The organism is Streptomyces sp. NPDC090088, from assembly GCF_044747345.1.
Taxonomy (GTDB): domain Bacteria; phylum Actinomycetota; class Actinomycetes; order Streptomycetales; family Streptomycetaceae; genus Streptomyces.
This window is the reverse complement of the sequence record NZ_JBIVDZ010000001.1, coordinates 1,682,390-1,704,569: the sequence shown is the minus strand read 5'-3', so window position 1 is coordinate 1,704,569 and position 22,180 is coordinate 1,682,390. Positions and strand designations below refer to the sequence as shown.

19 protein-coding genes are annotated in these 22,180 nt (G+C 70.6%); 9 read left to right on the top strand and 10 right to left on the bottom strand.

Annotated elements, in window-relative coordinates; all coding sequences use genetic code 11:
- Window positions 1-145 precede the first annotated feature (145 nt).
- From whiA to uvrC, 4 genes are read right to left on the bottom strand one after another with little or no spacing between them, the layout of a single operon-like run.
- Window positions 146-1,135 (bottom strand): DNA-binding protein WhiA, encoded by a 990-nt coding sequence (gene whiA / locus ACIPSJ_RS07540; RefSeq protein ID WP_030791337.1) that lies wholly within the window; start codon window positions 1,133-1,135, stop codon window positions 146-148.
- Window positions 1,126-2,193 (bottom strand): uridine diphosphate-N-acetylglucosamine-binding protein YvcK, encoded by a 1,068-nt coding sequence (yvcK, locus tag ACIPSJ_RS07535; RefSeq protein WP_355715338.1) that lies wholly within the window; start codon window positions 2,191-2,193, stop codon window positions 1,126-1,128. The genes whiA and yvcK overlap by 10 nt, the downstream gene beginning before the upstream one ends.
- A complete protein-coding gene (rapZ, locus tag ACIPSJ_RS07530; protein ID WP_401344257.1) occupies window positions 2,190-3,233 on the bottom strand; it encodes an RNase adapter RapZ in 1,044 nt (347 codons plus the stop codon). The genes yvcK and rapZ overlap by 4 nt, the downstream gene beginning before the upstream one ends.
- Window positions 3,230-5,368: an excinuclease ABC subunit UvrC gene (gene uvrC / locus ACIPSJ_RS07525; RefSeq protein ID WP_401344255.1), complete on the bottom strand. Its 2,139-nt coding sequence runs from the start codon at window positions 5,366-5,368 to the stop codon at window positions 3,230-3,232. Before uvrC ends, rapZ begins: the two co-directional genes overlap by 4 nt.
- Window positions 5,369-6,002: 634 nt before the next feature.
- On the opposite strand from uvrC, the gene ACIPSJ_RS07520 reads away from it, so the two are divergent.
- Window positions 6,003-6,950, top strand: coding sequence for a hypothetical protein (locus ACIPSJ_RS07520; protein WP_359222128.1), 948 nt, complete (start codon window positions 6,003-6,005; stop codon window positions 6,948-6,950).
- Between the two features lie 24 nt (window positions 6,951-6,974).
- Here ACIPSJ_RS07520 and ACIPSJ_RS07515 read toward each other — a convergent pair whose 3' ends face one another.
- Entirely contained in the window at window positions 6,975-7,403 is a 429-nt protein-coding gene (locus ACIPSJ_RS07515; protein WP_401344253.1) for a Rieske 2Fe-2S domain-containing protein, read from the bottom strand.
- 243 nt (window positions 7,404-7,646) lie between these two features.
- On the opposite strand from ACIPSJ_RS07515, the gene ACIPSJ_RS07510 reads away from it, so the two are divergent.
- Window positions 7,647-8,774 carry a LacI family DNA-binding transcriptional regulator gene (locus ACIPSJ_RS07510; RefSeq protein WP_401344252.1) on the top strand — a complete coding sequence of 376 codons (1,128 nt, stop codon included), beginning with the start codon at window positions 7,647-7,649 and terminating at the stop codon, window positions 8,772-8,774.
- Complete coding sequence (locus ACIPSJ_RS07505; protein ID WP_401344250.1) at window positions 8,755-9,666, top strand: carbohydrate kinase; 912 nt, start codon at window positions 8,755-8,757, stop codon at window positions 9,664-9,666. The genes ACIPSJ_RS07510 and ACIPSJ_RS07505 overlap by 20 nt, the downstream gene beginning before the upstream one ends.
- A gap of 178 nt (window positions 9,667-9,844) precedes the next feature.
- Here the strand turns inward: ACIPSJ_RS07505 and uvrA are convergent, their stop codons facing one another.
- Window positions 9,845-12,874 carry an excinuclease ABC subunit UvrA gene (gene uvrA, locus ACIPSJ_RS07500; RefSeq protein ID WP_359222132.1) on the bottom strand — a complete coding sequence of 1,010 codons (3,030 nt, stop codon included), beginning with the start codon at window positions 12,872-12,874 and terminating at the stop codon, window positions 9,845-9,847.
- 224 nt (window positions 12,875-13,098) lie between these two features.
- On the opposite strand from uvrA, the gene ACIPSJ_RS07495 reads away from it, so the two are divergent.
- From ACIPSJ_RS07495 to ACIPSJ_RS07475, 5 genes are all read left to right on the top strand, one after another.
- Window positions 13,099-13,788, top strand: coding sequence for a maleylpyruvate isomerase family mycothiol-dependent enzyme (locus tag ACIPSJ_RS07495; protein ID WP_401344248.1), 690 nt, complete (start codon window positions 13,099-13,101; stop codon window positions 13,786-13,788).
- Window positions 13,789-13,832: 44 nt separating this feature from the next.
- Complete coding sequence (locus tag ACIPSJ_RS07490; protein WP_401344246.1) at window positions 13,833-14,489, top strand: MBL fold metallo-hydrolase; 657 nt, start codon at window positions 13,833-13,835, stop codon at window positions 14,487-14,489.
- Window positions 14,490-14,867: 378 nt separating this feature from the next.
- Window positions 14,868-15,752, top strand: coding sequence for an ABC transporter substrate-binding protein (locus tag ACIPSJ_RS07485; protein WP_359222136.1), 885 nt, complete (start codon window positions 14,868-14,870; stop codon window positions 15,750-15,752).
- Window positions 15,749-16,651 (top strand): amino acid ABC transporter permease, encoded by a 903-nt coding sequence (locus tag ACIPSJ_RS07480; protein ID WP_359222138.1) that lies wholly within the window; start codon window positions 15,749-15,751, stop codon window positions 16,649-16,651. The genes ACIPSJ_RS07485 and ACIPSJ_RS07480 overlap by 4 nt, the downstream gene beginning before the upstream one ends.
- A complete protein-coding gene (locus ACIPSJ_RS07475) occupies window positions 16,648-17,400 on the top strand; it encodes an amino acid ABC transporter ATP-binding protein (protein WP_359222139.1) in 753 nt (250 codons plus the stop codon). The genes ACIPSJ_RS07480 and ACIPSJ_RS07475 overlap by 4 nt, the downstream gene beginning before the upstream one ends.
- Before the next feature lie 61 nt (window positions 17,401-17,461).
- On the opposite strand, the gene aroQ is transcribed toward ACIPSJ_RS07475, so the two are convergent.
- Entirely contained in the window at window positions 17,462-17,935 is a 474-nt protein-coding gene (gene aroQ / locus ACIPSJ_RS07470; RefSeq protein ID WP_351705240.1) for a type II 3-dehydroquinate dehydratase, read from the bottom strand.
- 172 nt (window positions 17,936-18,107) lie between these two features.
- Between aroQ and ACIPSJ_RS07465 the strand changes: the two genes are divergently transcribed.
- Window positions 18,108-19,379, top strand: coding sequence for an MFS transporter (locus ACIPSJ_RS07465; RefSeq protein ID WP_401344613.1), 1,272 nt, complete (start codon window positions 18,108-18,110; stop codon window positions 19,377-19,379).
- A 15-nt stretch (window positions 19,380-19,394) separates the two neighbouring features.
- Here ACIPSJ_RS07465 and ACIPSJ_RS07460 read toward each other — a convergent pair whose 3' ends face one another.
- The 3 genes from ACIPSJ_RS07460 to ACIPSJ_RS07450 all read right to left on the bottom strand — a co-directional run bounded on the left by ACIPSJ_RS07460 (window position 19,395) and on the right by ACIPSJ_RS07450 (window position 22,044).
- Window positions 19,395-20,495, bottom strand: a complete 1,101-nt coding sequence (locus ACIPSJ_RS07460) for a calcium:proton antiporter (RefSeq protein ID WP_401344242.1) — start codon at window positions 20,493-20,495, stop codon at window positions 19,395-19,397.
- Between the two features lie 114 nt (window positions 20,496-20,609).
- Window positions 20,610-20,912: a hypothetical protein gene (locus tag ACIPSJ_RS07455; protein WP_401344240.1), complete on the bottom strand. Its 303-nt coding sequence runs from the start codon at window positions 20,910-20,912 to the stop codon at window positions 20,610-20,612.
- A 130-nt stretch (window positions 20,913-21,042) separates the two neighbouring features.
- Window positions 21,043-22,044, bottom strand: coding sequence for a TerC/Alx family metal homeostasis membrane protein (locus tag ACIPSJ_RS07450; RefSeq protein WP_401344238.1), 1,002 nt, complete (start codon window positions 22,042-22,044; stop codon window positions 21,043-21,045).
- Between the last annotated feature and the right edge of the window lie 136 nt (window positions 22,045-22,180).

The window sequence follows — 22,180 nt, the reverse complement described above, 5'->3', positions numbered from 1 at the left end:
CGGCGGCGAACTCATGCCAGGCTCATGACACTCCTTGATCGAGTCAAGGGCGACTCACAGACAGCTCATGAGTAATTCACGGACTTGCAAACGCCGGTGCCGACGACCCCCGATCGGCCGTCGGCACCGGTGAGGTGACGACGGCTCAGCCGACGAGGTTGTCCGCCAGCTCCTCGGAGAGGTTGGCCTCGGTGCCCGGGATGCCCAGGTCGGACGCGCGCTTGTCGGCCATCGCGAGAAGACGGCGGATCCGGCCCGCGACCGCGTCCTTCGTCAGCGGCGGGTCGGCGAGCGCGCCCAGCTCCTCCAGGGAGGCCTGCTTGTGCTCCATGCGCAGCCGACCGGCCGCCGCGAGATGCTCGGGAACCTCGTCCGCGAGGATCTCCAGGGCCCGCTGCACCCGCGCGCCGGCCGCCACGGCGGCCCGGGCGGAGCGGCGCAGATTGGCGTCGTCGAAGTTGGCGAGGCGGTTCGCGGTGGCCCGGACCTCGCGCCGCATCCGGCGCTCCTCCCAGGCCAGCACCGACTCGTGCGCGCCGAGCCGGGTCAGCAGCGCGCCGATCGCGTCACCGTCACGGACGACCACCCGATCCACGCCACGCACCTCACGGGCCTTCGCGGCGATGGACAGCCGACGGGCCGCGCCGACCAGGGCGAGGGCGGCCTCGGGGCCCGGGCAGGTCACCTCCAGGGAGGACGAACGGCCGGGCTCGGTCAGCGAGCCGTGCGCCAGGAACGCGCCGCGCCAGGCCGCCTCCGCGTCGCAGGTGGCGCCGGAGACCACCTGCGGGGGCAGCCCGCGGATCGGGCGGCCCCGGCCGTCCACGAGCCCGGTCTGGCGGGCGAGCTGGTCACCGCCCGCGACCACCCGCACCACATAGCGGGAGCCGCGGCGCAGCCCGCCGGGTGCCATCACGATCAGCTCGGAGCTGTGGCCGAAGATCTCCAGGATGTCCCGCTTGAGGCGCCGGGCCGCCATCGCGGTGTCCAGCTCCGCCTCGATCACGATGCGCCCGCTCACCAGGTGGAGGCCGCCCGCGAACCGCAGGATGGCGGAGACCTCCGCCTTCCGGCAGCAGGTCCGGGTGACGGGTAGCCGGGAGATCTCGTCCTTCACCGCTGCCGTCATCGCCATGGGCCGATCCTTCCATGCATCCGAAAAATACGGTCGTACGCGGCGGCCAACAGCTCCGGATCATGCCGGGGTGAACCGTCGGTCCGGGCCACGGGGGCCAGCTCGACCGCGGCTCCGAGCCGCTTGGCGGCCTCGGTGAGCGAGTCGCGGTCGGGCACGGCGGCCTCGTCGGCCAGCACCACGTCCAGGGCGAGTTTAGGGGCGTGTCGCCCCAAAACCTCCAAATGACGCTGCGGGGAGAAGCCCTCTGTTTCTCCGGGCTGCGGTGCCAGGTTCAAGGAGAGAACCTTACGGGCCTTCGTCTCGGTGAGCGCGTCGATCAGATCGGGGACCAGCAGGTGCGGGATCACCGAGGAGAACCACGACCCGGGGCCGAGCACCACCCAGTCCGCGTCCTGCACCGCCGCGACGGCCTCCGGCACGGCCGGCGGGTCGTGCGGCACCAGGTGCACCGACTGCACCTCGCCCGGGGTGAGCGCCACCGTGGCCTGCCCCCGGACGATGTCCACCTCGTCCGGACGCTCCGGGTCGTGCCCCTTGACCAGGGCCTGCAGCTCCAGCGGCACGGCGGACATGGGCAGCACCCGCCCGTGCGCGCCGAGCAGCTTGCCGACCAGGTCCAGGGCCTGGACGTGGTCGCCGAGCTGCTCCCACAGGGCGACGATCAGCAGATTGCCGACCGCGTGCTCGTGCAGGTCGCCCTTGGACTGGAAACGGTGCTGGATGACCCGGGCCCAGGTCTGGCCCCAGTCGTCGTCCCCGCACAGCGCGGCCAGGGCCTTGCGCAGGTCACCGGGCGGCAGCACACCCAGCTCGTCACGGAGGCGGCCGCTGGAGCCGCCGTCGTCGGCCACGGTGACGACGGCGGTGAGGTCGCCGGTGATCCGGCGCAGGGCGGCGAGCGAGGCGGACAGGCCCATGCCGCCGCCGAGGGCGACCACCTTGGGCTGGGCGCCGCGACGGCGCGGCCGGGCACCACGGGGCTCGACAGGACGGCCGGCAAGGCTCTCGGGCGCCATCCGGCGCAGCCTGCTCAGCCGTGGAGTGCGGTCGGTCACTCGCGCCCCATGTCCCGGTGCACGACTACGGTCTCCACTCCCTCGGCGGCCAGGCGGGCGGCGAGCTTCTCGGACACGGCGACGGAGCGGTGCTTGCCGCCCGTGCAACCGATGGCGATCGTCACATACCGCTTGCCCTCACGCCGGTACCCGGTCGCGATCAGCCGCAACAGCTCGGCGTACCGGTCGAGGAACTCCTTGGCGCCCGGCTGGTTGAAGACGTACGCCGACACCTCCTCGTTCAGGCCGGTGTACGGGCGCAGCTCCGGCACCCAGTGCGGGTTGGGCAGGAACCGCATGTCGGCGACCAGGTCGGCGTCGACCGGCAGGCCGTACTTGAACCCGAACGACATCACGGTCGCCCGCAGCTCGGGCTCCTCCTCGCCGGCGAACTGGGCGTCCATCTTCGCGCGCAGCTCGTGCACGTTCAGGCTGGAGGTGTCGATCACCAGGTCGGCGTCGCCGCGGAGCTCGCGCAGCAGTTCCCGCTCGGCGGCGATGCCGTCGACGATCCGGCCGTCACCCTGCAGCGGGTGCGGGCGGCGCACCGACTCGAAGCGGCGGACCAGGGCGTCGTCGGAGGACTCCAGGAACACGATCCGGCGGGTGACGCCCCGGCCGTCCAGGTCGGCGAGGGACTCGCGCAGGTTGTCGAAGAAGCGCCGGCCGCGCACGTCGACGACGACCGCGATCCGCGCCACGTTGCCCTGGGAGCGGGCGCCCAGCTCGACCATGGTGGGGATGAGGGCCGGCGGGAGGTTGTCCACGACGAACCAGCCGAGGTCCTCCAGGCACTTGGCCGCCGTCGAACGGCCGGCCCCCGACATGCCGGAGATGATCACCAGCTCGGGGATGGCCGCCTCGGGGACCACGGCCCCAGTGGCATCCGTACTCACTTCTTCTGCTCCGTTTTCCTGGACCGCTACCGCTTCCTGCGGCTGATCCTGGCCCGCCTCGTTGTGCGTTTGCTGGGGCTCGCCCGGTGTTTCGCCGACCGCAGGATCTCGCTGTGCTGTGGGCTGTGTCTCGTGCTCGGTCATCTCTCCTGCCCCCGTCGATCGTCCGGGGCACCCGCGGGTACGGGCTCCCCCGAGGCGTCCGCCGTCGTCCCGGGCGCCTCGTCTTCCCTGTCATCCATGATCTCTCCAGTGGCCGTGTTCACGGCGGGAGCGGCCGGGGCCGCCTGTGCGAGGGCCACGGCGATGGTCTCGGCCGTCTTGCGGCCTATCCCGGGCACTTCCTGGATCTGCTCGATTGTGGCGGACCGCAGCTTCTTCACCGAGCCGAAATGCTTGATCAGCGCCTGTTTGCGAGTCTCGCCGAGGCCCGGCACGTCGTCCAGGGGGCTGGAACGGAAGCGCTTGGCCCGCTTGGTGCGCTGGTAGGTGATGGCGAAGCGGTGCGCCTCGTCACGGACCCGCTGGAGCAGGTACAGCCCCTCGCTGCTGCGGGGCAGCACCACCGGGTCGTCGTCCTCGGGCAGCCAGACCTCCTCCAGACGCTTGGCGAGACCGCAGACGGCGATGTCGTCGATACCGAGCTCGTCGAGCGCCCGTTTGGCGGCGGCGACCTGGGGCTGGCCACCGTCGACCACCACGAGCTGGGGCGGATAGGCGAACTTCTTGGGACGCCCGTCGTCGTCCTTGAAACCGTCGGCCGTACCGCCGTCGGTGTCGGTCCCGGTGTCGTTGTCGTTGTCGGTCCCGGTGTCCGTGTGGGCCGCGGTGTCCGTGAGGGCGTCTTCGGTGCCCTCCTCCACCCACTCGCCGGTCTTCTCCTTCTCTGCGAGGTAGCGGCGGAAGCGGCGGGTGATCACCTCGTGCATGGAGCGCACGTCGTCCTGGCCGGCGAAGCCCTTGATCTGGAAGCGGCGGTACTCGCTCTTGCGCTGCAGTCCGTCCTCGAAGACGACCATGGAGGCCACCACGTCGTCGCCCTGCAGGTGCGAGATGTCGTAGCACTCGATGCGCAGCGGGGCGCTGTCCAGGTCCAGGGCGTCGGAGATCTCCTCCAGGGCCCGCGAGCGGGTGGTGAGGTCGGAGGCCCGCTTGGTCTTGTGCAGGGCGAGTGCCTGCTGGGCGTTGCGCTGCACGGTCTCCATCAGGGCCTTCTTGTCGCCGCGCTGCGGGATGCGCAGCGAGACGTTCGACCCGCGGCGGCCGGTGAGCCACTCCTGGACCGGCTCGACCGGGTCGGGCAGGGCCGGGACCAGCACCTCCTTGGGAACCGCGTCGCCGGTCTCCTCGCCGTACAGCTGCTGGAGCGCGTGTTCGACCAGCGCCGCGGTGGTGACGTCCTCCACCTTGTCCGTGACCCAGCCGCGCTGGCCGCGCACCCGTCCGCCGCGCACGTGGAAGATCTGGACGGCCGCCTCCAGCTCGTCCTCCGCGACGGCGATGAGGTCGGCGTCGGTCGCGTCGGCGAGCACGACCGCGTTCTTCTCCATGGCCTTCTTCAGGGCCTCGATGTCGTCGCGCAGCCGGGCGGCCCGCTCGTACTCCATCTCCTCGGCGGCGTCCCTCATCCGCTGTTCCAGCCGGCGGAGGTAGGTGCCGGTGCGGCCGGCCATGAAGTCGCAGAACTCCTCGGCCAGTTCGCGATGGTCCTCCGGCTCGATCCGGCCGACGCAGGGGGCCGAGCACTTGCCGATGTAGCCGAGCAGACAGGGGCGGCCGGTGCGGGTGGCGTTCTTGAACACCCCGGCGGAGCAGGTGCGCACCGGGAACACGCGCAGCAGCAGGTCGACGGTGTCCCGGATGGCCCACGCGTGGCCGTACGGCCCGAAGTAGCGGACGCCCTTCTTCTTGTGACCGCGCATCACCTGGACCCGCGGGAACTCCTCGTTCATCGTCACCGCGAGGTACGGGTAGCTCTTGTCGTCGCGGTACTTGACGTTGAACCGGGGGTCGTACTCCTTGATCCAGGAGTACTCCAGCTGGAGGGCCTCGACCTCGGTGGACACCACGGTCCACTCCACGGACGCGGCGGTGGTGACCATCGTCCGGGTGCGCGGGTGCAGGCTCGCCAGATCCTGGAAGTAGTTCGCCAGGCGCTGGCGCAGGCTCTTCGCCTTCCCGACGTAGATCACCCGTCGGTGCTCGTCACGGAACCTGTACACCCCGGGAGAGTCCGGGATCTGTCCCGGCTTGGGGCGGTAGCTGGAGGGGTCGGCCATGTCTCACACCCTACTGGCGAGCACCGACACCGCGACGAGCCTGTGGACAACCCTCGGCGGAGCGGGCGGGGCGGGCAGGAGCGGCGGGAGGAGGGGAAGATTCCCCCGGGATCCGGGGAGGTCGGCGGCCGGGGCCGGGGCCGGGGCGGGGCCAGTGACACCCAGCGCGCCGAGCGAGGCGGCCGGGCCCGCGGGCCGCCTGGACAGCGGATCCGGAAATCGGCCACCTCGGTGACGATCCGGACCGGTGCGGCACGCCACCCGCGCAGGCCGGCTCCACGGCCGCGGCGGAGCCCCCGGCCCGATACCGAAGGATCCTGCGCGGCTTCCTCCCCGAATCGGCACACTTCGCACGACCGATCCCAGGCATCCGGGGCAATCACGCCACTGCCGCGCCCTCCCGGTCCCGCCGGTGACGGGGGCACGCCTCGGCCAGGTGGGCGCCCTCGGCCGGACGAAGGTGTTGTCGGGGATTGGTCAACACGCTTCAATGCGGGGGAACTCGGGGCCGTGAGCCACGGCGCCTGCGGATGCGGCGTACCCAGGTGCGGCCGCCCCGGCGCCGACGGGGTGGCCCCGAGCCCGCGCCAACGGCCTGACCAGCCGTTGCACCCCCCAAGAGAAAGGCCCCTGCATGCGGCACGGCATACAGCACGCGGACGTCGCCACCGCGGAACTGGACTCGGCCCTGCGCGGCGGCCCCTTCCATGTGGCCCTGCGCGCCGCGATCGCCGCCCGCGGGCTGCCGCTCCAGCGCGTGCAGCACCACCTGTCGCGCTACGGGGTCAAAGTGGGCGTCACCAGCCTGAGTTACTGGCAGCAGGGCGCCCGCCGCCCGCAGCGCCCGGAGTCGCTACGAGCCGTCCGCGCGCTGGAGGAGATCCTCCAGCTCCCGGACGAGTCCCTGATCCGGCTGCTCGCCGAGGCCGACCAGGGCCCTTCCGTGCGCCGCCCCGCGACCCGCTCCTACCGCTCGCTGGTCGAGGCCTCCGACGTGCTGGAACAGCTACAGGCCGAGCTCGGCTGGTCCCTGGACGGCGGCCTGCACACGCTGGGGCACCACGAGCGGGTGCGGATCGGCGCCCACCGCGAGCTGGCCCTCCGCGAGTCGCAGTACATCGTGCGCGCCCACCGCGACGGCGTCGACCGCTTCGTGGCCGTGCACCACGGCGACCCCGGCTGCGCCCCGCAGCACATGGCCGTGCACGCCCTGGAGAACTGCCGCACTGGACGCGTCCGCGCGGACCACGAGACCGGCCTGCTCGTCGCCGAGATCCTTTTCGGCACCCGTCTGCGCTCCGGCGACACCTTTCTCTTCCGCTACGCCGTCGAGGACGGCACGGCCGGTGCCTCACGCGAGTACGTCCGCGGTTTCGGCTTTCCCGGAGGCCAGTACACCCTCCAGGTGCGCTTCGCCGCCGACGCCCTGCCGACCCGCTGCCACCGCTTCGCCCAGCACTCGGCGGCGGCCCCGCGCAGCGGCCGGCAGTCCCTGCCGCTCAGCGGGCTGCACCGCTCCGTCCACCTGGTCGAGCCCCGGGTACGGCCGGGCCTCCTCGGGATCGGCTGGGACTGGGAGTAGCCGGGGCCGAGTCCGCGCGTCGGATCAGGCGCCGGGCCCCGCCACGATCCGGCCCTTCACCGCCTTGACCGGGAGCTCGTTCAACGGTTCGGTGGCCGGTGACCGCACCACCTTCCCGCTCACGGCGTCGAACTCACTGCCGTGGCAGGGGCAGACCAGCGTCGTGCCCTGGAGCTTGTTGATCGGACACCCGGCGTGCGTGCAGATCGTGCTGTACGCCTGCAGAGCGCCGTCGGCGGTCCGGCTGACCACCATGTTGTGCTCCCGGTAGAGCTTCGCGCCGCCCTTGGCCACCTCGCTCTCGGCCCCGAGATCGACGGGCGCGGTCGGTGTCGCGTCCGCCGAGGTGCCGCCGTCGGGAGCCGTGCAGGCGGCCAGCCCCAGCGCGGCGACCGGTGTGACCGCCGCCCCGCGCAGGACGGTACGGCGGCTCGCGGAGGGACGGGCGGGCATGAGGGCTCCAGGTGGGTCGGGCGGTGCGGGGTGTTCACGGGGGCGGGCGACGATAGAGGGCGACGATACCTGGACAGATCGCCCCGCTTCGGGGCGGGTCGGGTAGGGCAGGAGCAACGTGCGGGACGGCCGGTCGGCCCAGGGGGACGTAAACGCTTACGCAAGCGTTTACGCGAGGGTGTCGGATGAGGTAGCTTCCCGGCCGAGCCTTGCCGTAGAGCGGGAGACGAGGACGGGAGCCCCATGCCCACGATGGCCGACGTGGCCCGGAGTGCCGGTGTCTCCGTGGCGACCGTCTCCCATGTGCTGAACGAGACACGTCCGGTGCTGCCCCACACCCGTCAGGCCGTGCTCGACGCCATCGAGGAGCTGGGCTACACGCCCAACACCCTGGCCCGTTCCCTGGTGACCTCCCGCACCCGCTCGATCGGGCTCGCGGTGTCGGCGATCAGCAACCCCTACTTCACGGAGATCCTCCAAGGTGTCGAGGCCGCCGCTCTGGAGAAGGGCTACAGCCTCCTGATCGCCGACCCGCACGACGACCCCGGGCACGAACGGAAGGTCGTCCAGCTCCTCCACGAGCGCCGCGTCGACGGCATGATCGTCGCCCCCTCCGCCGACCCGCGCGAACTCCTCGCCTACCTCGGCCGCCATGCCGTACCGGCCGTCCTGCTCGACCGGGTGATCGACGGGCATGTGGGCAGCGCCCCGCGCTTCGACCAGGTGTGCGCGGAGAACACCGAGCCGACGGCCCGGCTCGTCACCCACCTCGCCGGTCTCGGGCACCGCCGGATCGGCCTGGTCGCGGGGCTGCCCGGACTGAGCACCACCAACGAGCGCGTCGCCGGCTACCGGCAGGGGCTGGCGGCCGCCGGCCTGCCCCTGGACGAACGGCTGGTCGTCCCCGGCAACCCCGAGTCCGACGGCGCCGGAGAGGCGACCGCCACCCTGCTGTCGCTGCCCGTCCCGCCCACGGCACTGGTCACCGCCAACAACGCGATGACCATCGGCGCCCTGCGCGCCCTGCACGCACGCGGCCTGTCCGTACCGGACGACATCGCCCTGTGCTGCTTCGACGACTTCACCTGGGCCGATCTGTTCTCGCCCCGGCTCACCGCCATCGCCCAGCCCAGCAGGGAGATCGGCGCCGAGGCGGTCCGGGTGCTGCTCGAACGGCTCGCCTCGCCCGACCGGGCCGCCCGGACCGTACGGCTCCCGTGCGCCTTCGTGCACCGGACGTCGTGCGGATGCCGGGAGGAGGGCGCCGGCAAGACCCGCAATCCAGGTACCACGAACTCCCCGAGCACTCCGAGTACTCCGCCCCCGAGCACCTCGAGAAAGGAACCCTCTCGTGATCGTCGTCGCCGGTGAGGCACTGATCGACCTGGTACCGCAGGGCACGGGCGCCCTCGCGGCCCTGCAGCCGGCGCCCGGCGGCGGCCCGTACAACACGGCCGTGGCCCTCGGCCGCCTCGGCTCCCCCACCACGTTCTGCTCCCGTACCTCGTACGACGCCTTCGGGGAGGCCCTGCTGGACGGGCTGCGGCGGGCGGGGGTGGATCTCTCGCTGGTGGAGCGTGGCGCGGAGCCGACCACGCTCGCGGTCGCCACGGTCGACGCGCGGGGCTCCGCGTCGTACTCCTTCCATGTCGACGGCACCGCCGACCGTCTGTTCGCCGCCCCCGCCGACCTCCCCGCCACGACCCGCGCCGTGTCCTTCGGCACGCTGTCGCTCGTCCTGGAACCGGGGGCGAGCGCCTATGAGGAGCTGATGCGCAGGGCGGCCGAGCAGGGCCTGTTCACCGCCCTCGACCCCAACATCCGGGCAGGTCTGATCCCGGACCCGGACGCCTACCGGGCGCGCTTCAAGAGCTGGCTGCCCTCGGTGACTCTCCTCAAGCTCTCGGAGGAGGACGCGCTGTGGCTGGGCGGCACCCCGCGCGAATGGCTGGCGGCGGGACCCTCGGCGGTCGTGATCACTCACGGCGGGGACGGTCTGAGCGCCTTCACCCGTGACGGCACCGTGTACGCCGTCCCCGGTGAGGAGGTCGCCGTCGTGGACACGATCGGCGCCGGTGACACCGTGAACGCGGCGCTGCTGCACGGGCTGGCCGCGCAGGACGCCCTGTCGGCCGAGGCGCTCCGGGGACTGGACGCCGACGGCTGGACAAGGCTGTTGCGGTTCGCGGCGCGGGCGGCCGCGATCACCTGTTCCCGGGCGGGCGCGGAGCCGCCGTACGCCTCGGAACTCGGGAATCCGTGAGGGACGTTCGGCACTCCCCACCGGTTCGCCACCATCGCTGATCTCGCTGTTGAGGAGTCAAGGTTCGCCGTGGCCGCGGGGATCGGGCGGCTGATCTTGCAACGAGCGGCGCCCCGCGGGAAGTTCCCGCGGGGCGCCGCACTTTTCTGGATTTGTCGGAGCAGATGCCCCGGAGCACTCAGGCCTTGCGGGCCCGCGTGGTCTTCTTCGCGGGCGTCGCCTTCTTCGTGACCCCGGCGGCCTTCTTCGTCGCCGTGTTGTTGGTGGTCGTGGCGGTCGCCGTCCGCTTCGCCGTGGACTTGGCCGCGACCGTCTTCTTCGCCGCCGTCTTGCGCGGGGCCTTCACCGAGCTGGCGTCGCTGACGCGGTCGGCGCCGAGGATCTCGCGCAGGAACTTGCCGGTGTGGCTGGCCGGGACGCCGGCGACCTCCTCGGGCGTGCCCTCGGCTACGACGAGTCCACCGCCGGCACCGCCTTCGGGACCCATGTCGACGACCCAGTCCGCGGTCTTGATCACGTCGAGGTTGTGCTCGATGACGATGACCGTGTTGCCCTTGTCGACGAGGCCCGCGAGGACCTTCAGCAGCTTGCTGATGTCCTCGAAGTGCAGACCGGTGGTCGGCTCGTCCAGGACGTAGACCGTGCGCCCCGTGGAACGCTTCTGCAGTTCGCTGGCGAGCTTCACGCGCTGCGCCTCACCGCCGGAGAGGGTGGTGGCGGACTGGCCGAGGCGGACATAGCCGAGACCGACGTCGTTCAGCGTCGTGAGGTGACGGTTGATCGCCGGGACGGCCTCGAAGAAGTTCATGGCTTCTTCGATGGGCATGTTCAGGACCTCGGAGATGGACTTGCCCTTGTAGTGGACCTCCAGGGTCTCCCGGTTGTACCGGGCGCCGTGGCAGACCTCGCACGGGACATAGACGTCCGGGAGGAAGTTCATCTCGATCTTGATGGTGCCATCGCCCGCGCAGTTCTCGCAGCGGCCGCCCTTGACGTTGAAGGAGAAGCGGCCCGGCAGGTAGCCGCGGACCTTCGCCTCGGTGGTCTCGGCGAACAGCTTGCGGACGTGGTCGAAGACACCGGTGTACGTCGCCGGGTTCGATCGCGGGGTGCGGCCGATGGGCGACTGGTCGACGTGCACGACCTTGTCGACGAGGTCGTCGCCGTCCACGCGGGTGTGCCGGCCAGGGACGTTTCTCGCGCCGTTCAGTTCGCGGGCGAGGTGGGTGTAGAGGATGTCGTTGACCAGCGTCGACTTGCCCGAGCCGGAGACGCCCGTGACGGCCGTGAACACGCCCAGCGGGAAGGAGACGTCGATGTCCTGGAGGTTGTTCTCCCGGGCACCGTGCACCGTGAGCCGGCGGGACGGGTCCTGCGGGCGGCGGATGTCGGGCAGCGGGATCGACTTCTTGCCGGACAGGTACTGGCCGGTCTGCGACTCGGCGTTGACCAGCAGCTCCTTCAGGGAGCCGCTGTGCACGACCTTGCCGCCGTGCTCACCTGCGCCGGGGCCGATGTCGACGACCCAGTCGGCGACCTTGATGGTGTCCTCGTCGTGCTCGACGACGATGAGCGTGTTGCCCATGTCGCGCAGCCGGACCAGGGTCTCGATCAGCCGGTGGTTGTCGCGCTGGTGCAGGCCGATCGACGGCTCGTCGAGGACGTACAGGACGCCGACGAGGCCGGAGCCGATCTGGGTGGCCAGGCGGATGCGCTGGGCCTCACCGCCGGAGAGGGTGCCGGCCGCGCGGTTCAGCGAGAGGTAGTCCAGGCCGACGTCGACCAGGAACTTCAGCCGCTCGTTGACCTCCTTGAGCACGCGCTCGGCGATCTTCTTGTCACGGGCGTTGAGCTTCAGCTCGCCCAGGAAGTCGGCACAGTCGCTGATGGACATCGCCGAGACCTCGGCGATGGACCTGTCCATGATCGTGACCGCGAGGACGATCGGCTTCAGGCGCGTGCCCTGGCAGGTGGGGCAGGGCACCTCGCGCATATAGCCCTCGAAGCGCTCGCGGCTGGCGTCGCTCTCGGCCTCGCTGTGCCGGCGCTTGACGAAGGGCACCGCGCCCTCGAAGGGCGTGGTGTACACGCGCTCGCGGCCGTACCGGTTGCGGTAGCGGACCTCGATCTGCGTCTTGTGGCCGTGGAGCAGGGCCTTCTTGGCGCGCTGCGGCAGCCCGGCGAAGGGGATGTCGGTGCGGAAGCCCAGGGCGTCGGCGAGGGCTCCGATCAGCCGGCCGAAGTAGTCCTTGGTGTGCCCGTGCGACCAGGGGTGGATGGCGCCCTCGTCGAGGGACTTGTCCTCGTCCGGGACGATCAGCTCCGGGTCGACCTCCATGCGCGTGCCGATGCCGGTGCACTCGGGGCAGGCGCCGAAGGGCGAGTTGAAGGAGAAGGAGCGGGGCTCCAGCTCCTCGAAGGACAGGTCGTCGTACGGGCAGTACAGGTGCTCCGAGTACATGCGCTCGCGCTCGGGGTCGTCCTCGGGGAGGTCGACGAAGTCGAGCACGACCATGCCGCCGGCGAGGCCGAGCGCGGTCTCCACGGAGTCGGTGAGACGGCGCTTGGCGGTGTCCTTCACCGTGAGGCGGTCGATGACCACCTCGATGGTGTGCTTCTCCTGCTTCTTCAGCGCCGGCGGGTCGGAGAGCTGGATCGTCTCGCCGTCCACGCGCGCGCGGCTGTAGCCCTTGGTCTGGAGGTCTGCGAAGAGGTCGACGAACTCGCCCTTTCGCTCGCGCACCAGCGGCGACAGCACCTGGAAGCGGCTGCCCTCCGGCAGCTCCAGGACCTTGTCGACGATGGCCTGCGGCGACTGGCGGGAGATCGGCCGGCCGCATTCGGGGCAGTGCGGCTTGCCGATGCGCGCGAAGAGCAGCCGCAGGTAGTCGTAGACCTCGGTGATGGTGCCGACCGTCGAGCGCGGGTTGCGCGAGGTGGACTTCTGGTCGATGGACACCGCCGGGGACAAGCCCTCGATGAAGTCCACGTCCGGCTTGTCCATCTGGCCGAGGAACTGGCGGGCGTACGAGGAGAGCGACTCCACGTAGCGACGCTGGCCCTCGGCGAAGATCGTGTCGAAGGCCAGGGAGGACTTGCCCGACCCGGACAGGCCCGTGAAGACGATGAGCGAGTCACGAGGCAGGTCGAGCGAGACATTCTTCAGGTTGTGCTCACGCGCGCCACGGACGATGAGACGGTCGGCCACAGCCGGTCCGCACCTTTCTTGAGAGAAGTGACAGGGGCAGGGCCCCGTGCTTCTTCAGACTAGGGGGAGCCACTGACAACGCCGGTCGGATTCCTGGATGCGTAAACAATCCCGGACCATCCAGCATGCCCGACGCCGCCACTGACGATATAGCACGCGCATTCGATTTACGGAGCCCGCGCGAAACCTTCACCCGAAGGTGTGGCGGGGCTACTGTCAGCCCCATGATTGATCACGCCCATGACCTGGCGTCTGTACAGGAAGCGACGGAACGGCTGCTCACCGCAGTCGCCGCACTGGACAACGCGTCCGTCGCGCGACCGTCACGGCTGCCCGGCTGGACGGTCGGTCACGTCCTGGCCCATCTCGCCCGCAACGCGGACGCGCTCACGAACGTCCTCGACGGACGCCTCATGTATGTCAGCGGCGAGGCCCGGGACGCCGACATCGACCGTGACGCACCGCGCGCGCTCGACGTCCACCTCGCCGACCTGCGCGACAGCGACGCCAGGTTCCGGGCCCGCGGCGCCGAGCCCGCGGACTGGACGCGCACGGTGGAGCTGCGCAACGGGGTGACCGACTCGGCGGCCCGGGTGCCGTTCCGGCGCTGGTCCGAGGTCGAGCTGCACCATGTCGACCTCGGGATCGGGTACGACCTGGAGGAGCTGCCGAAGGAGTTCACGGAGCGGGAGATCGACTTCCTCGCGGAGCGCTTCGGCGGACATCAGGACGTCCCGTCGACCGGGCTGCGCAGCGACAGCGGCCGCGTCTGGACGACGGGCGGTGGCGCGCCGGGAGGCCCGGTCTCGGTCGAGGGCACGGCCGCCGACCTGCTCGGCTGGCTCGCCGGCCGCCGCGACGGCTCGGCCCTGAAGGTGACGGGCGGAACACTGCCCGCCCTGCCACCGCTGTAGCACGCGGCACCTCGCCGGCCACTCCCCGCTATAGGCTGACCGCCATGACGTACAGCGGAGAGGTGACGGTCGGCGGACCGGCGGACGTGCACGAGCTCAAGGACCTGATGATCACCAAGATCGCGGTCGGGCCGATGGACAACAACGCCTATCTGCTGCGCTGCCGCGCCACGGACGAGCAGTTGCTGATCGACGCGGCCAACGACGCGGAGACTCTGCTGGGCATGATCGGTGACGACGGCATCGCGTCCGTCGTCACCACGCACCAGCACGGCGACCACTGGCAGGCGCTGGCCGAAGTCGTCGCCGCCACCGGCGCGCGGACCTACTCGGGCCGCGAGGACGCCCCCGGCATCCCGGTCACCACCGACGTCCCCGTCGACGACGGCGACGTCATCCGGGTCGGCCGCGTGGAACTGACCGCCCGCCATCTCGTCGGCCACACCCCCGGCTCCATCGCCCTGGTCTACGACGACCCGCACGGCCACCCGCACGTCTTCACCGGGGACTGCCTCTTCCCCGGCGGCGTCGGCAACACGCGCAAGGACGCCGAGGCCTTCGCCAGCCTGATCCACGACGTCGAGACGAAGATCTTCGACGCGCTGCCGGACGAGACCTGGGTGTACCCGGGGCACGGCAACGACACCACGCTGGGCACCGAGCGCCCGCACCTGCCGGAGTGGCACGCGCGCGGGTGGTGAGTACGGGGGCGGCCGAGCCCGAGGCGTGGGCGCGGGGCGTGAGCGCACGGCGTGCGTCCACTGGCGTACGCCCATGAACTGCCCCGCACGCCCGTGAACTGCTTCGCGCGCCCCGTGTGAACAGTTCGCACACGCCGGAGCCCAGCGCACGCTCCCGGCGTGCGCGGTCGCGCAGTCAACTGGTGGCAGCCCCGCACAGGATGACGGCTCCTGCGCGGTACGGGCCGCCGGTCATCATTCCCCGCCCTCGACCGGCGGCCCCGGCGCGCTCACCCGCATCCACGGCAGTGTTCACAAGACCGCAACACCCGTTCCCAGTATGCGGACAAATACCCTCTTGACCTGGACAAACGCGGCCTTCGCTGTCACTCTCCCGCCATGCACCCTGCCCCGAGCGCACTGCGTCGCGCTGTCGCCGCCGCCACCATAGCCCTGCTCGCCACCGCTGTCGGCTGCGCTCCGCAGCCGGACGACAAGGCGTCCGGGAGTTCCTCCTCGTCGGCCGGAACCACCTGCGCCAAGGGCAAGTTGGCCACCCAGACCTCCGGCAAGCTGACCATCGCGACGGACGAACCGGCGTACGAGCCCTGGTTCAAGGACGACAAGCCGGCCAACGGCGAGGGCTTCGAGTCGGCGGTCGCGTACGCCGTGGCGAAGCAGCTCGGCTACGACAAGAGCGCGGTCGTCTGGCAGAGCGTGCCGTTCAACAAGGCGTTCGCGCCCGGTGTGAAGACCTTCGACTTCGACATCAACCAGGTGTCCATCAGCGCCGAACGCAAGAAGGCCGTGGACTTCTCGTCCGGCTACTACGACGTGCGCCAGGCGGTCATCGCGCTCAAGGGCAGCAAGGCCGCGAAGGCGACGAGCATCGCGGGCCTGAAGGGCCTCAAGCTGGGCGCCCAGGTCGGCACGACGAGCCTGAACTACATCAGCGACGTCGTGAAGCCGTCCCAGGAGGCGGCCGCGTACTCCAAGAACGACCAGGCCGTCTCGGCGCTCAAGAACGGCCAGGTGGACGCGATCGTCGTCGACCTGCCGACCGCCTTCTACATCACCGCGGCCCAGGTGACCAACGCCGAGATCGTCGGCCAGTTCGAGAACCAGAGCGGTACGCCCGAGCAGTTCGGGCTCGTCCTGGACAAGGGCAGCGCCCTCACCTCCTGCGTGAGCTCGGCCGTGGACGCCCTGCGCAAGGACGGCACCCTCGCGGCGCTGGAGAAGCAGTGGCTGTCGGACGCCGTCGACGCGCCGGTGCTCAAGTGACGGTCGCGAAGGCCGAGTCCGGGGAGGACTCCGGCGAAGACGGAATGCGCGACGCGTACGTCCCCTCGCAGCGGCGCCTGGACCGGGAGCGCCACAAGCGTGCCCGGGCCCGGCGCGCGACCGCGATCGCCGCGCTGTCGACCCTGGTCACGGCCGTCGTCCTGTACCTGGTCGTGGTCAGCGCGCCTGGCTGGGAACGCACCAAGGAGACCTTCTTCGACGGGCAGTACGCGCGCGAGGCGCTGCCCAAGGTCCTCGAAGGTCTCTGGCTCAATGTGCGGCTGCTGCTGATCTGCGGTGTGCTGGTGCTCGTCCTGGGCATGCTGATCGCGATCGCGCGCACCCTGCCGGGGCCGGTGTTCTTCCCCGTGCGGGCGCTGGCGGCGGCGTACACGGACTTCTTCCGAGGTCTGCCGCTGATCATCAACCTGATGATCGTGGTCTTCGGCGTGCCCGCGCTGCGCCTCCAGGGCGTGACCGTCGATCCCGTGCTGCTGGGCGGTACGGCGCTCACCCTGACGTACTCCGCCTATGTCGCGGAGGTGTTCCGCGCGGGCATCGAGTCCGTGCACCCCTCGCAGCGTGCCGCGGCCCGCTCGCTGGGGCTGACCAACCGGCAGGCGCTGCGCCACGTGGTGCTCCCCCAGGCCGTGCGCCGTCAGGTGCCGCCCCTGCTGAACGACCTGGTGTCGCTGCAGAAGGACACCGGGCTCGTGTCGATCGGCGGTGCGATCGACGCCGTACGCGCGGCCGACATCATCGCCCAGCGCAGTCTCAACTACACGCCCTACATCGTCGCGGGGCTGGTCTTCGTGGCGCTGACCATCCCGATGACCCGTTTCACGGACTGGGTGACCGCGCGGATGGACCGGCAGCGGGCCCAGGGAGGATCCGTATGAGCGACGCACCTGTGCTGCGTATGGAGTCCGTCCGCAAGACCTTCGGCGACTCGGTGGTGCTGCGCGATGTCGACCTGGAGGTCGCCCCGCACACGGTGACCGCGCTGATCGGCGCCTCCGGCTCCGGCAAGTCGACGTTGCTGCGCTGCGCCAACCTCCTGGAGGAGATCGACGACGGCGCGATCTGGCTGGACGGCGAGGAGATCACCGACCCGCGGGCGGACCAGGACGCGGTACGGCGCCGGATCGGCGTGGTCTTCCAGGCGTACAACCTGTTCCCGCACATGACCGTGCTGGAGAACATCACCCTGGCGCCGCGCCGGGTGCACGGCGTCTCCCGCGCGGAGGCCGAGGAGCGGGCCGGGGAGCTTCTCAGGCGCCTCGGACTCGGTGACAAGGCGAAGGCCTATCCGGACCGGCTCAGCGGCGGTCAGCAGCAGCGTGTGGCGATCGTGCGCGCCCTGGCGGTACGGCCGCGGCTGCTGCTGCTCGACGAGATCACCGCCGCCCTCGACCCGGAGCTGGTGGGCGAGGTGCTCACCGTGGTCCGCGACCTCAAGGACGAGGGCATGACCATGGTGCTGGCGACGCACGAGATGGGCTTCGCCCGGGACGTCGCCGACCAGGTCTGCTTCCTGGACGGCGGTGTCGTCCTCGAACGCGGCACGGCCGAGCAGGTGTTCGGCGACCCGCAGCAGGAGCGCACCCGGCGCTTCCTGCGGCGGATCGTGGAGGCCGGACGGCTCTGAAGGACCCTGAACCCCTGAAGGCCCCTGAAGGCCCCTGGAGCCCCCTGCCGGCCCCTGAGAGCTACGCGTCGGCGGTGGCGGCGCCCACCAGCGCCGCCACCCGCTCCACGCCGAACACATAGCCCTGTACGCCGCATCCGGCGATCACACCGTCGGCGCGCAGGGAGACGTAGGAGTGGTGCCGGAACGACTCGCGCTTGTGGATGTTGGAGATGTGCACTTCCAGCACCGGCATCCCGTCACAGGTGTTGAGGGCGTCCAGGATCGCGACCGAGGTGTGCGAGTACGCGCCCGGGTTGATGACGATCCCGCAGTGGTCGAGCCGGGCCTCGTGGATCCAGTCGACCAGTTCGCCCTCGTGGTTGGACTGCCGGAAGTCAACGGTCCCGCCGTGCGCGGCCGCCGCCTTGGCGCACAGTGCCTCGATGTCGGCGAGCGTGTCGGAGCCGTAGATCTCGGGCTGGCGCTGGCCCAGCAGGTTCAGGTTGGGCCCGTTGAGGATCATGATCGGGGCGTTGGCCAGGGTGCGGGGCACGATTCCTCCGGTCCGTTGGGACGACGAGCGGCCCTCGGAGGACCGCAGCTCAGACCGGTTTATCACGGTGCGCCGGGGCGCCTCCGAAGGAGGCCGTGCGCCCCCGTAACTCGTGATCACCGTGGGTAGTTGACGCGGCATGAGCGATGTACGCACCGTGAGGGCCCCTTCGATGCTGCGGCTGGCGGCCGCCTCGCTCGCCGGGACGGCGATCGAGTTCTACGACTTCTTCGTCTACGGCACGGCCGCGGCGCTCGTCCTGGGGCCGCTGTTCTTCCCGACGTTCTCGCCGGTGGCGGGGACGCTGGCGGCGTTCGGCACGTTCGGAGTGGGGTTCGTGGCCCGGCCGCTGGGCTCGATGCTGTTCGGGCACATCGGGGACCGGCGCGGCCGGCGTCCGGTCCTGGTCATGTCCCTGTGGCTGACCGGCGCCTCGACGGTCGCGGTCGGGTTCGTGCCGACGTACGACCGGATCGGCGTCGCCGCTCCCCTGCTGCTGCTCCTGCTGCGCTTTCTGCAGGGGCTGGGGCTCGGCGGGGAGTGGGGCGGGGCGGTGCTGCTGACGGCGGAGCACGCGCCTGCCGGACGGCGCGCCCTGTGGTCGAGCTTTCCGCAGATCGGTCCGGCCGTCGGCTTCCTGCTCGCCAACGGCGTGATGCTGGCCCTGTCGGCGACCCTGACCGACGCGCAGTTCGCCCAGTGGGGGTGGCGGGTGCCGTTCTGGGCGGCGGGCGCGCTGGCGCTGGGCGGGCTGTGGCTGCGTTCCTCGCTCGCCGAGAGCCCCCGGTTCCTGGAGATCGACGACCACGCGCGCGTGCCGCTCGTCGAGGTCGCACGGCACCACTGGCGGCTGGTGCTGCTGACGGCGGGGGCGCTCGCGGTCGGGTACGCGGTGTTCTACGCGGTGACGACCTGGTCGCTGGCGTACGGGACCGAGCGTCTCGGGGTGAGCCGTACCGTCATGCTGACCTGCATCATGGCCGCGGTGGTGGTGAAGGGCTCGCTCACCCCGGTGATGGCCCTGCTCGGCGACCGCTACGGCCGCAAGCCGCTGTGTCTGGCGGGGTGCACGGCCTCGGCGCTCTGGATGTTCCCGATGGTCGCGCTGCTGGCGACCGGCCAGCCGCTGCTGATGTTCCTGGGGTTCACGGGTGCGCTGGTCGCCTTCATCACGATGTTCTCGGTGATCGCCGCCTATCTCCCGGAGCTGTACGAGCCCCGGGTGCGCTGCACCGGTGCCGCCGTCGGCTACAACCTCGGCGGGGTCCTCGGGGGCGCGCTCACCCCGATCGTGGCGACGGCGCTGGCCGAGCACGGCGGGCGCGTGCCGTGGGGTGTCGGGGCGTATCTGACGACGATCGCACTGCTGAGCCTCGGCTGCTTCGCGCTGCTTCCGGAGACCCGTCCGGTGCCGGTGGCGGCGGCCGAGCCGGTCACCGGGTGAGGGCCTCCGAGCCCGCTACGGGTTGATCGCCAGTTCCAGGTACGCGGCGAACAGCACCAGGTGCACGCCGCCCTGGAGCGGTGTGGCCCGGCCCGGCACCACCGTCAGGGAGCTGACCACCACGGTGAGCGCGAGCAGCAGCATATGGGTGGCGCTCAGGCCGAGAATCAGGGGTCCGGACAGCCAGATGGAGGCGAGGGCGACGGCGGGGATGGTCAGGCCGATGCTCGCCATGGCCGAGCCGAGCGCCAGGTTGAGACTGGTCTGCACGCGGTCCCGGCGGGCCGAGCGGAGTGCGGCGATGGTCTCGGGGAGCAGCACCAGCAGGGCGATGATCACACCGACGACGGCCTGGTGCAGGCCGGCCGCCGCCACGCCGGACTCGATCGTCGGCGACACGCCCTTGGCCAGTCCGACGACGCCGACCAGGGCGAGGCCCAGCAGGCCGAGGCTGATCGAGGCGGTGCGCGCGGACGGGGCCGCGGCGTGGTCGTCGATGGTGATCACCTCGCCCTGTCGGGTGATGGGCAGGAAGTAGTCGCGGTGCCGGACGGTCTGGGTCGTCACGAACAGGCCGTACAGGATCAGTGAGGACAGGGCCGCGAAGGTGAGTTGGACGCCGGAGAACTCGGGTCCGGGTTTGCTGGTGGTGAAGGTCGGCAGCACCAGGCTGAGTGTGGCCAGGGTGGCCACGGTCGCCAGGGCGGCGCCGGTGCCTTCGGGGTTGAAGACCGCGGTGCCGTGGCGTAGTGAGGCGACCAGGAGACAGAGGCCGACGATGCCGTTGCAGGTGATCATCACCGCGGCGAAGACGGTGTCCCGGGCCAGGGTGGAACTCTTGTCGCCGCCGTCGGCCATGAGCGTGACGATCAGGGCCACTTCGATGATCGTGACGGCGATGGCGAGGACCAGGGAGCCGAAGGGTTCGCCGACCCGGTGGGCCACGACCTCGGCGTGGTGGACCGCGGCGAGGACGGATGCGGCGAGGACGACGGTCACCAGCGCGACGACCGCGCCGGGCAGATGGCGGCCCCAGGTGAACAGGAGCAGGACCACCGCGAGCACCGGCACGAGGAACGTCCACTGGGTGGTGAGCGACCTGAGCCGAATGATCATGCAGCGATGGTGGCAGAGGCGTACAGGGTTCGCATTCCGGTCCTTTCGTTCTCCGGGGGCCGGTCGCCGGTACGGCACGGCCCCCGGGTCGTTCAGGTGCGGTCGGTCGAGCGGTTACGTGAAGTCGGTCAGGTCCACGACGTCACAGTCGGTGAAGGACGGCGGCCGGGTGCACAGGGCGGCCATCCGCTCGGCGAACTTGCTCGTCTCGGGGTCGCCGCTGTTCCGCATGGCCTCCTCGTAGGAGTTGAACTCGATCACGCCGAGGTAGCGGCCGGGCCGGTCCCGGTCCCTGAGGATCAGGCGGCGCGTGGGACCGTCCTCGCGGCCGGCGAGCTGGTTGCCCATCTCGTCGGCCAGGGCCTTCAACTCGTCGATGCGGTCGGTCTCGAAGTCGATGATCTGGACGAACGTCATGGCTGCCTCCACCGGGTGGCGGCGTCCCCGGACGGGGGGACGCTCGCCACTCAAGGAAGCATCGGGAGCGGTGGGTCGGCAATGCGCTTCGCACCGCTCCACGGGGTGGTTGTTCCTACGTCCGACGTGGTCAGACGTCGATGTTGTCCTTCGGAGCGCCTTCGCTCCGAGCCTGCGCCGCCTCGGCCGCCGCCTGCTTCCTGGAGGCCCTCAGGCTGGTGATCGTGGTGACGATCAGGACCCCGCAGATGACGCCGAGCGAGACCGGGATGCTGATCTCCGGTACATGGACGCCGGACTCGTGCAGGGCGTGCAGCACCAGCTTGACGCCGATGAAGCCGAGGATGATCGACAGGCCGTAGGAGAGGTGGACCAGCTTCCTCAGCAGTCCGCCGATGAGGAAGTACAGCTGCCGCAGCCCCATCAGTGCGAAGGCGTTGGCCGTGAAGACGATGTACGGGTCCTGCGTCAGGCCGAAGATCGCGGGGATGGAGTCCAGCGCGAACAGGACGTCGGTCGTACCGATGGCGAGCATCACGACCAGCATCGGGGTCATGACCCGCTTGCCGTTCTGCTGGATCCACAGCTTGGTGCCGTGGTAGCGGTCGGCCACGCCGAACCTGCGCTCGGCGGCCTTGAGCAGCCTGTTCTCCTCGAACTCCTCTTCCTCCTCGTCGGCCCGGGCCTCCTGGATCAGCTTCCAGGCGGTCCAGATCAGGAAGGCACCGAAGAGGTAGAACACCCACGAGAAGCTGGCGAGGATCGCGGCGCCGGCCGCGATGAAGATGGCCCGCAGGACCAGGGCTATCAGGACGCCGACGAGCAGCACCCGCTGCTGGTACTGCGAGGGCACGGCGAACTTCGCCATGATCAGGACGAAGACGAAGAGGTTGTCGACGCTCAGCGACTTCTCGGTGATGAAGCCCGCGAAGAACTCTCCCGCGGGCTGACCGCCGGAGAAGACGAGCAGGCCGAGGCCGAAGAGTCCGGCCAGGGCGATCCAGACGACGGTCCAGATGCCGGCTTCCTTGATGGATACGTCGTGCGGCTTGCGGCCGATGAAGAAGTCGACCGCGACGAGGGCGGCCAACCCCACGATGGTGAGGACCCACAGGGTCACGGATACATCCACTACTGCCTCCGGTTAGTGAACGGCAAAGTTTCGGCGTTGCGCTACCGGAGGTCTCTTCCACCCGAGATGGGCCGACGCCCCGGGATCCGGTCGGATCCGTATTGACGGGGTCGCCGCAGCAGACAGGGAGTACTCC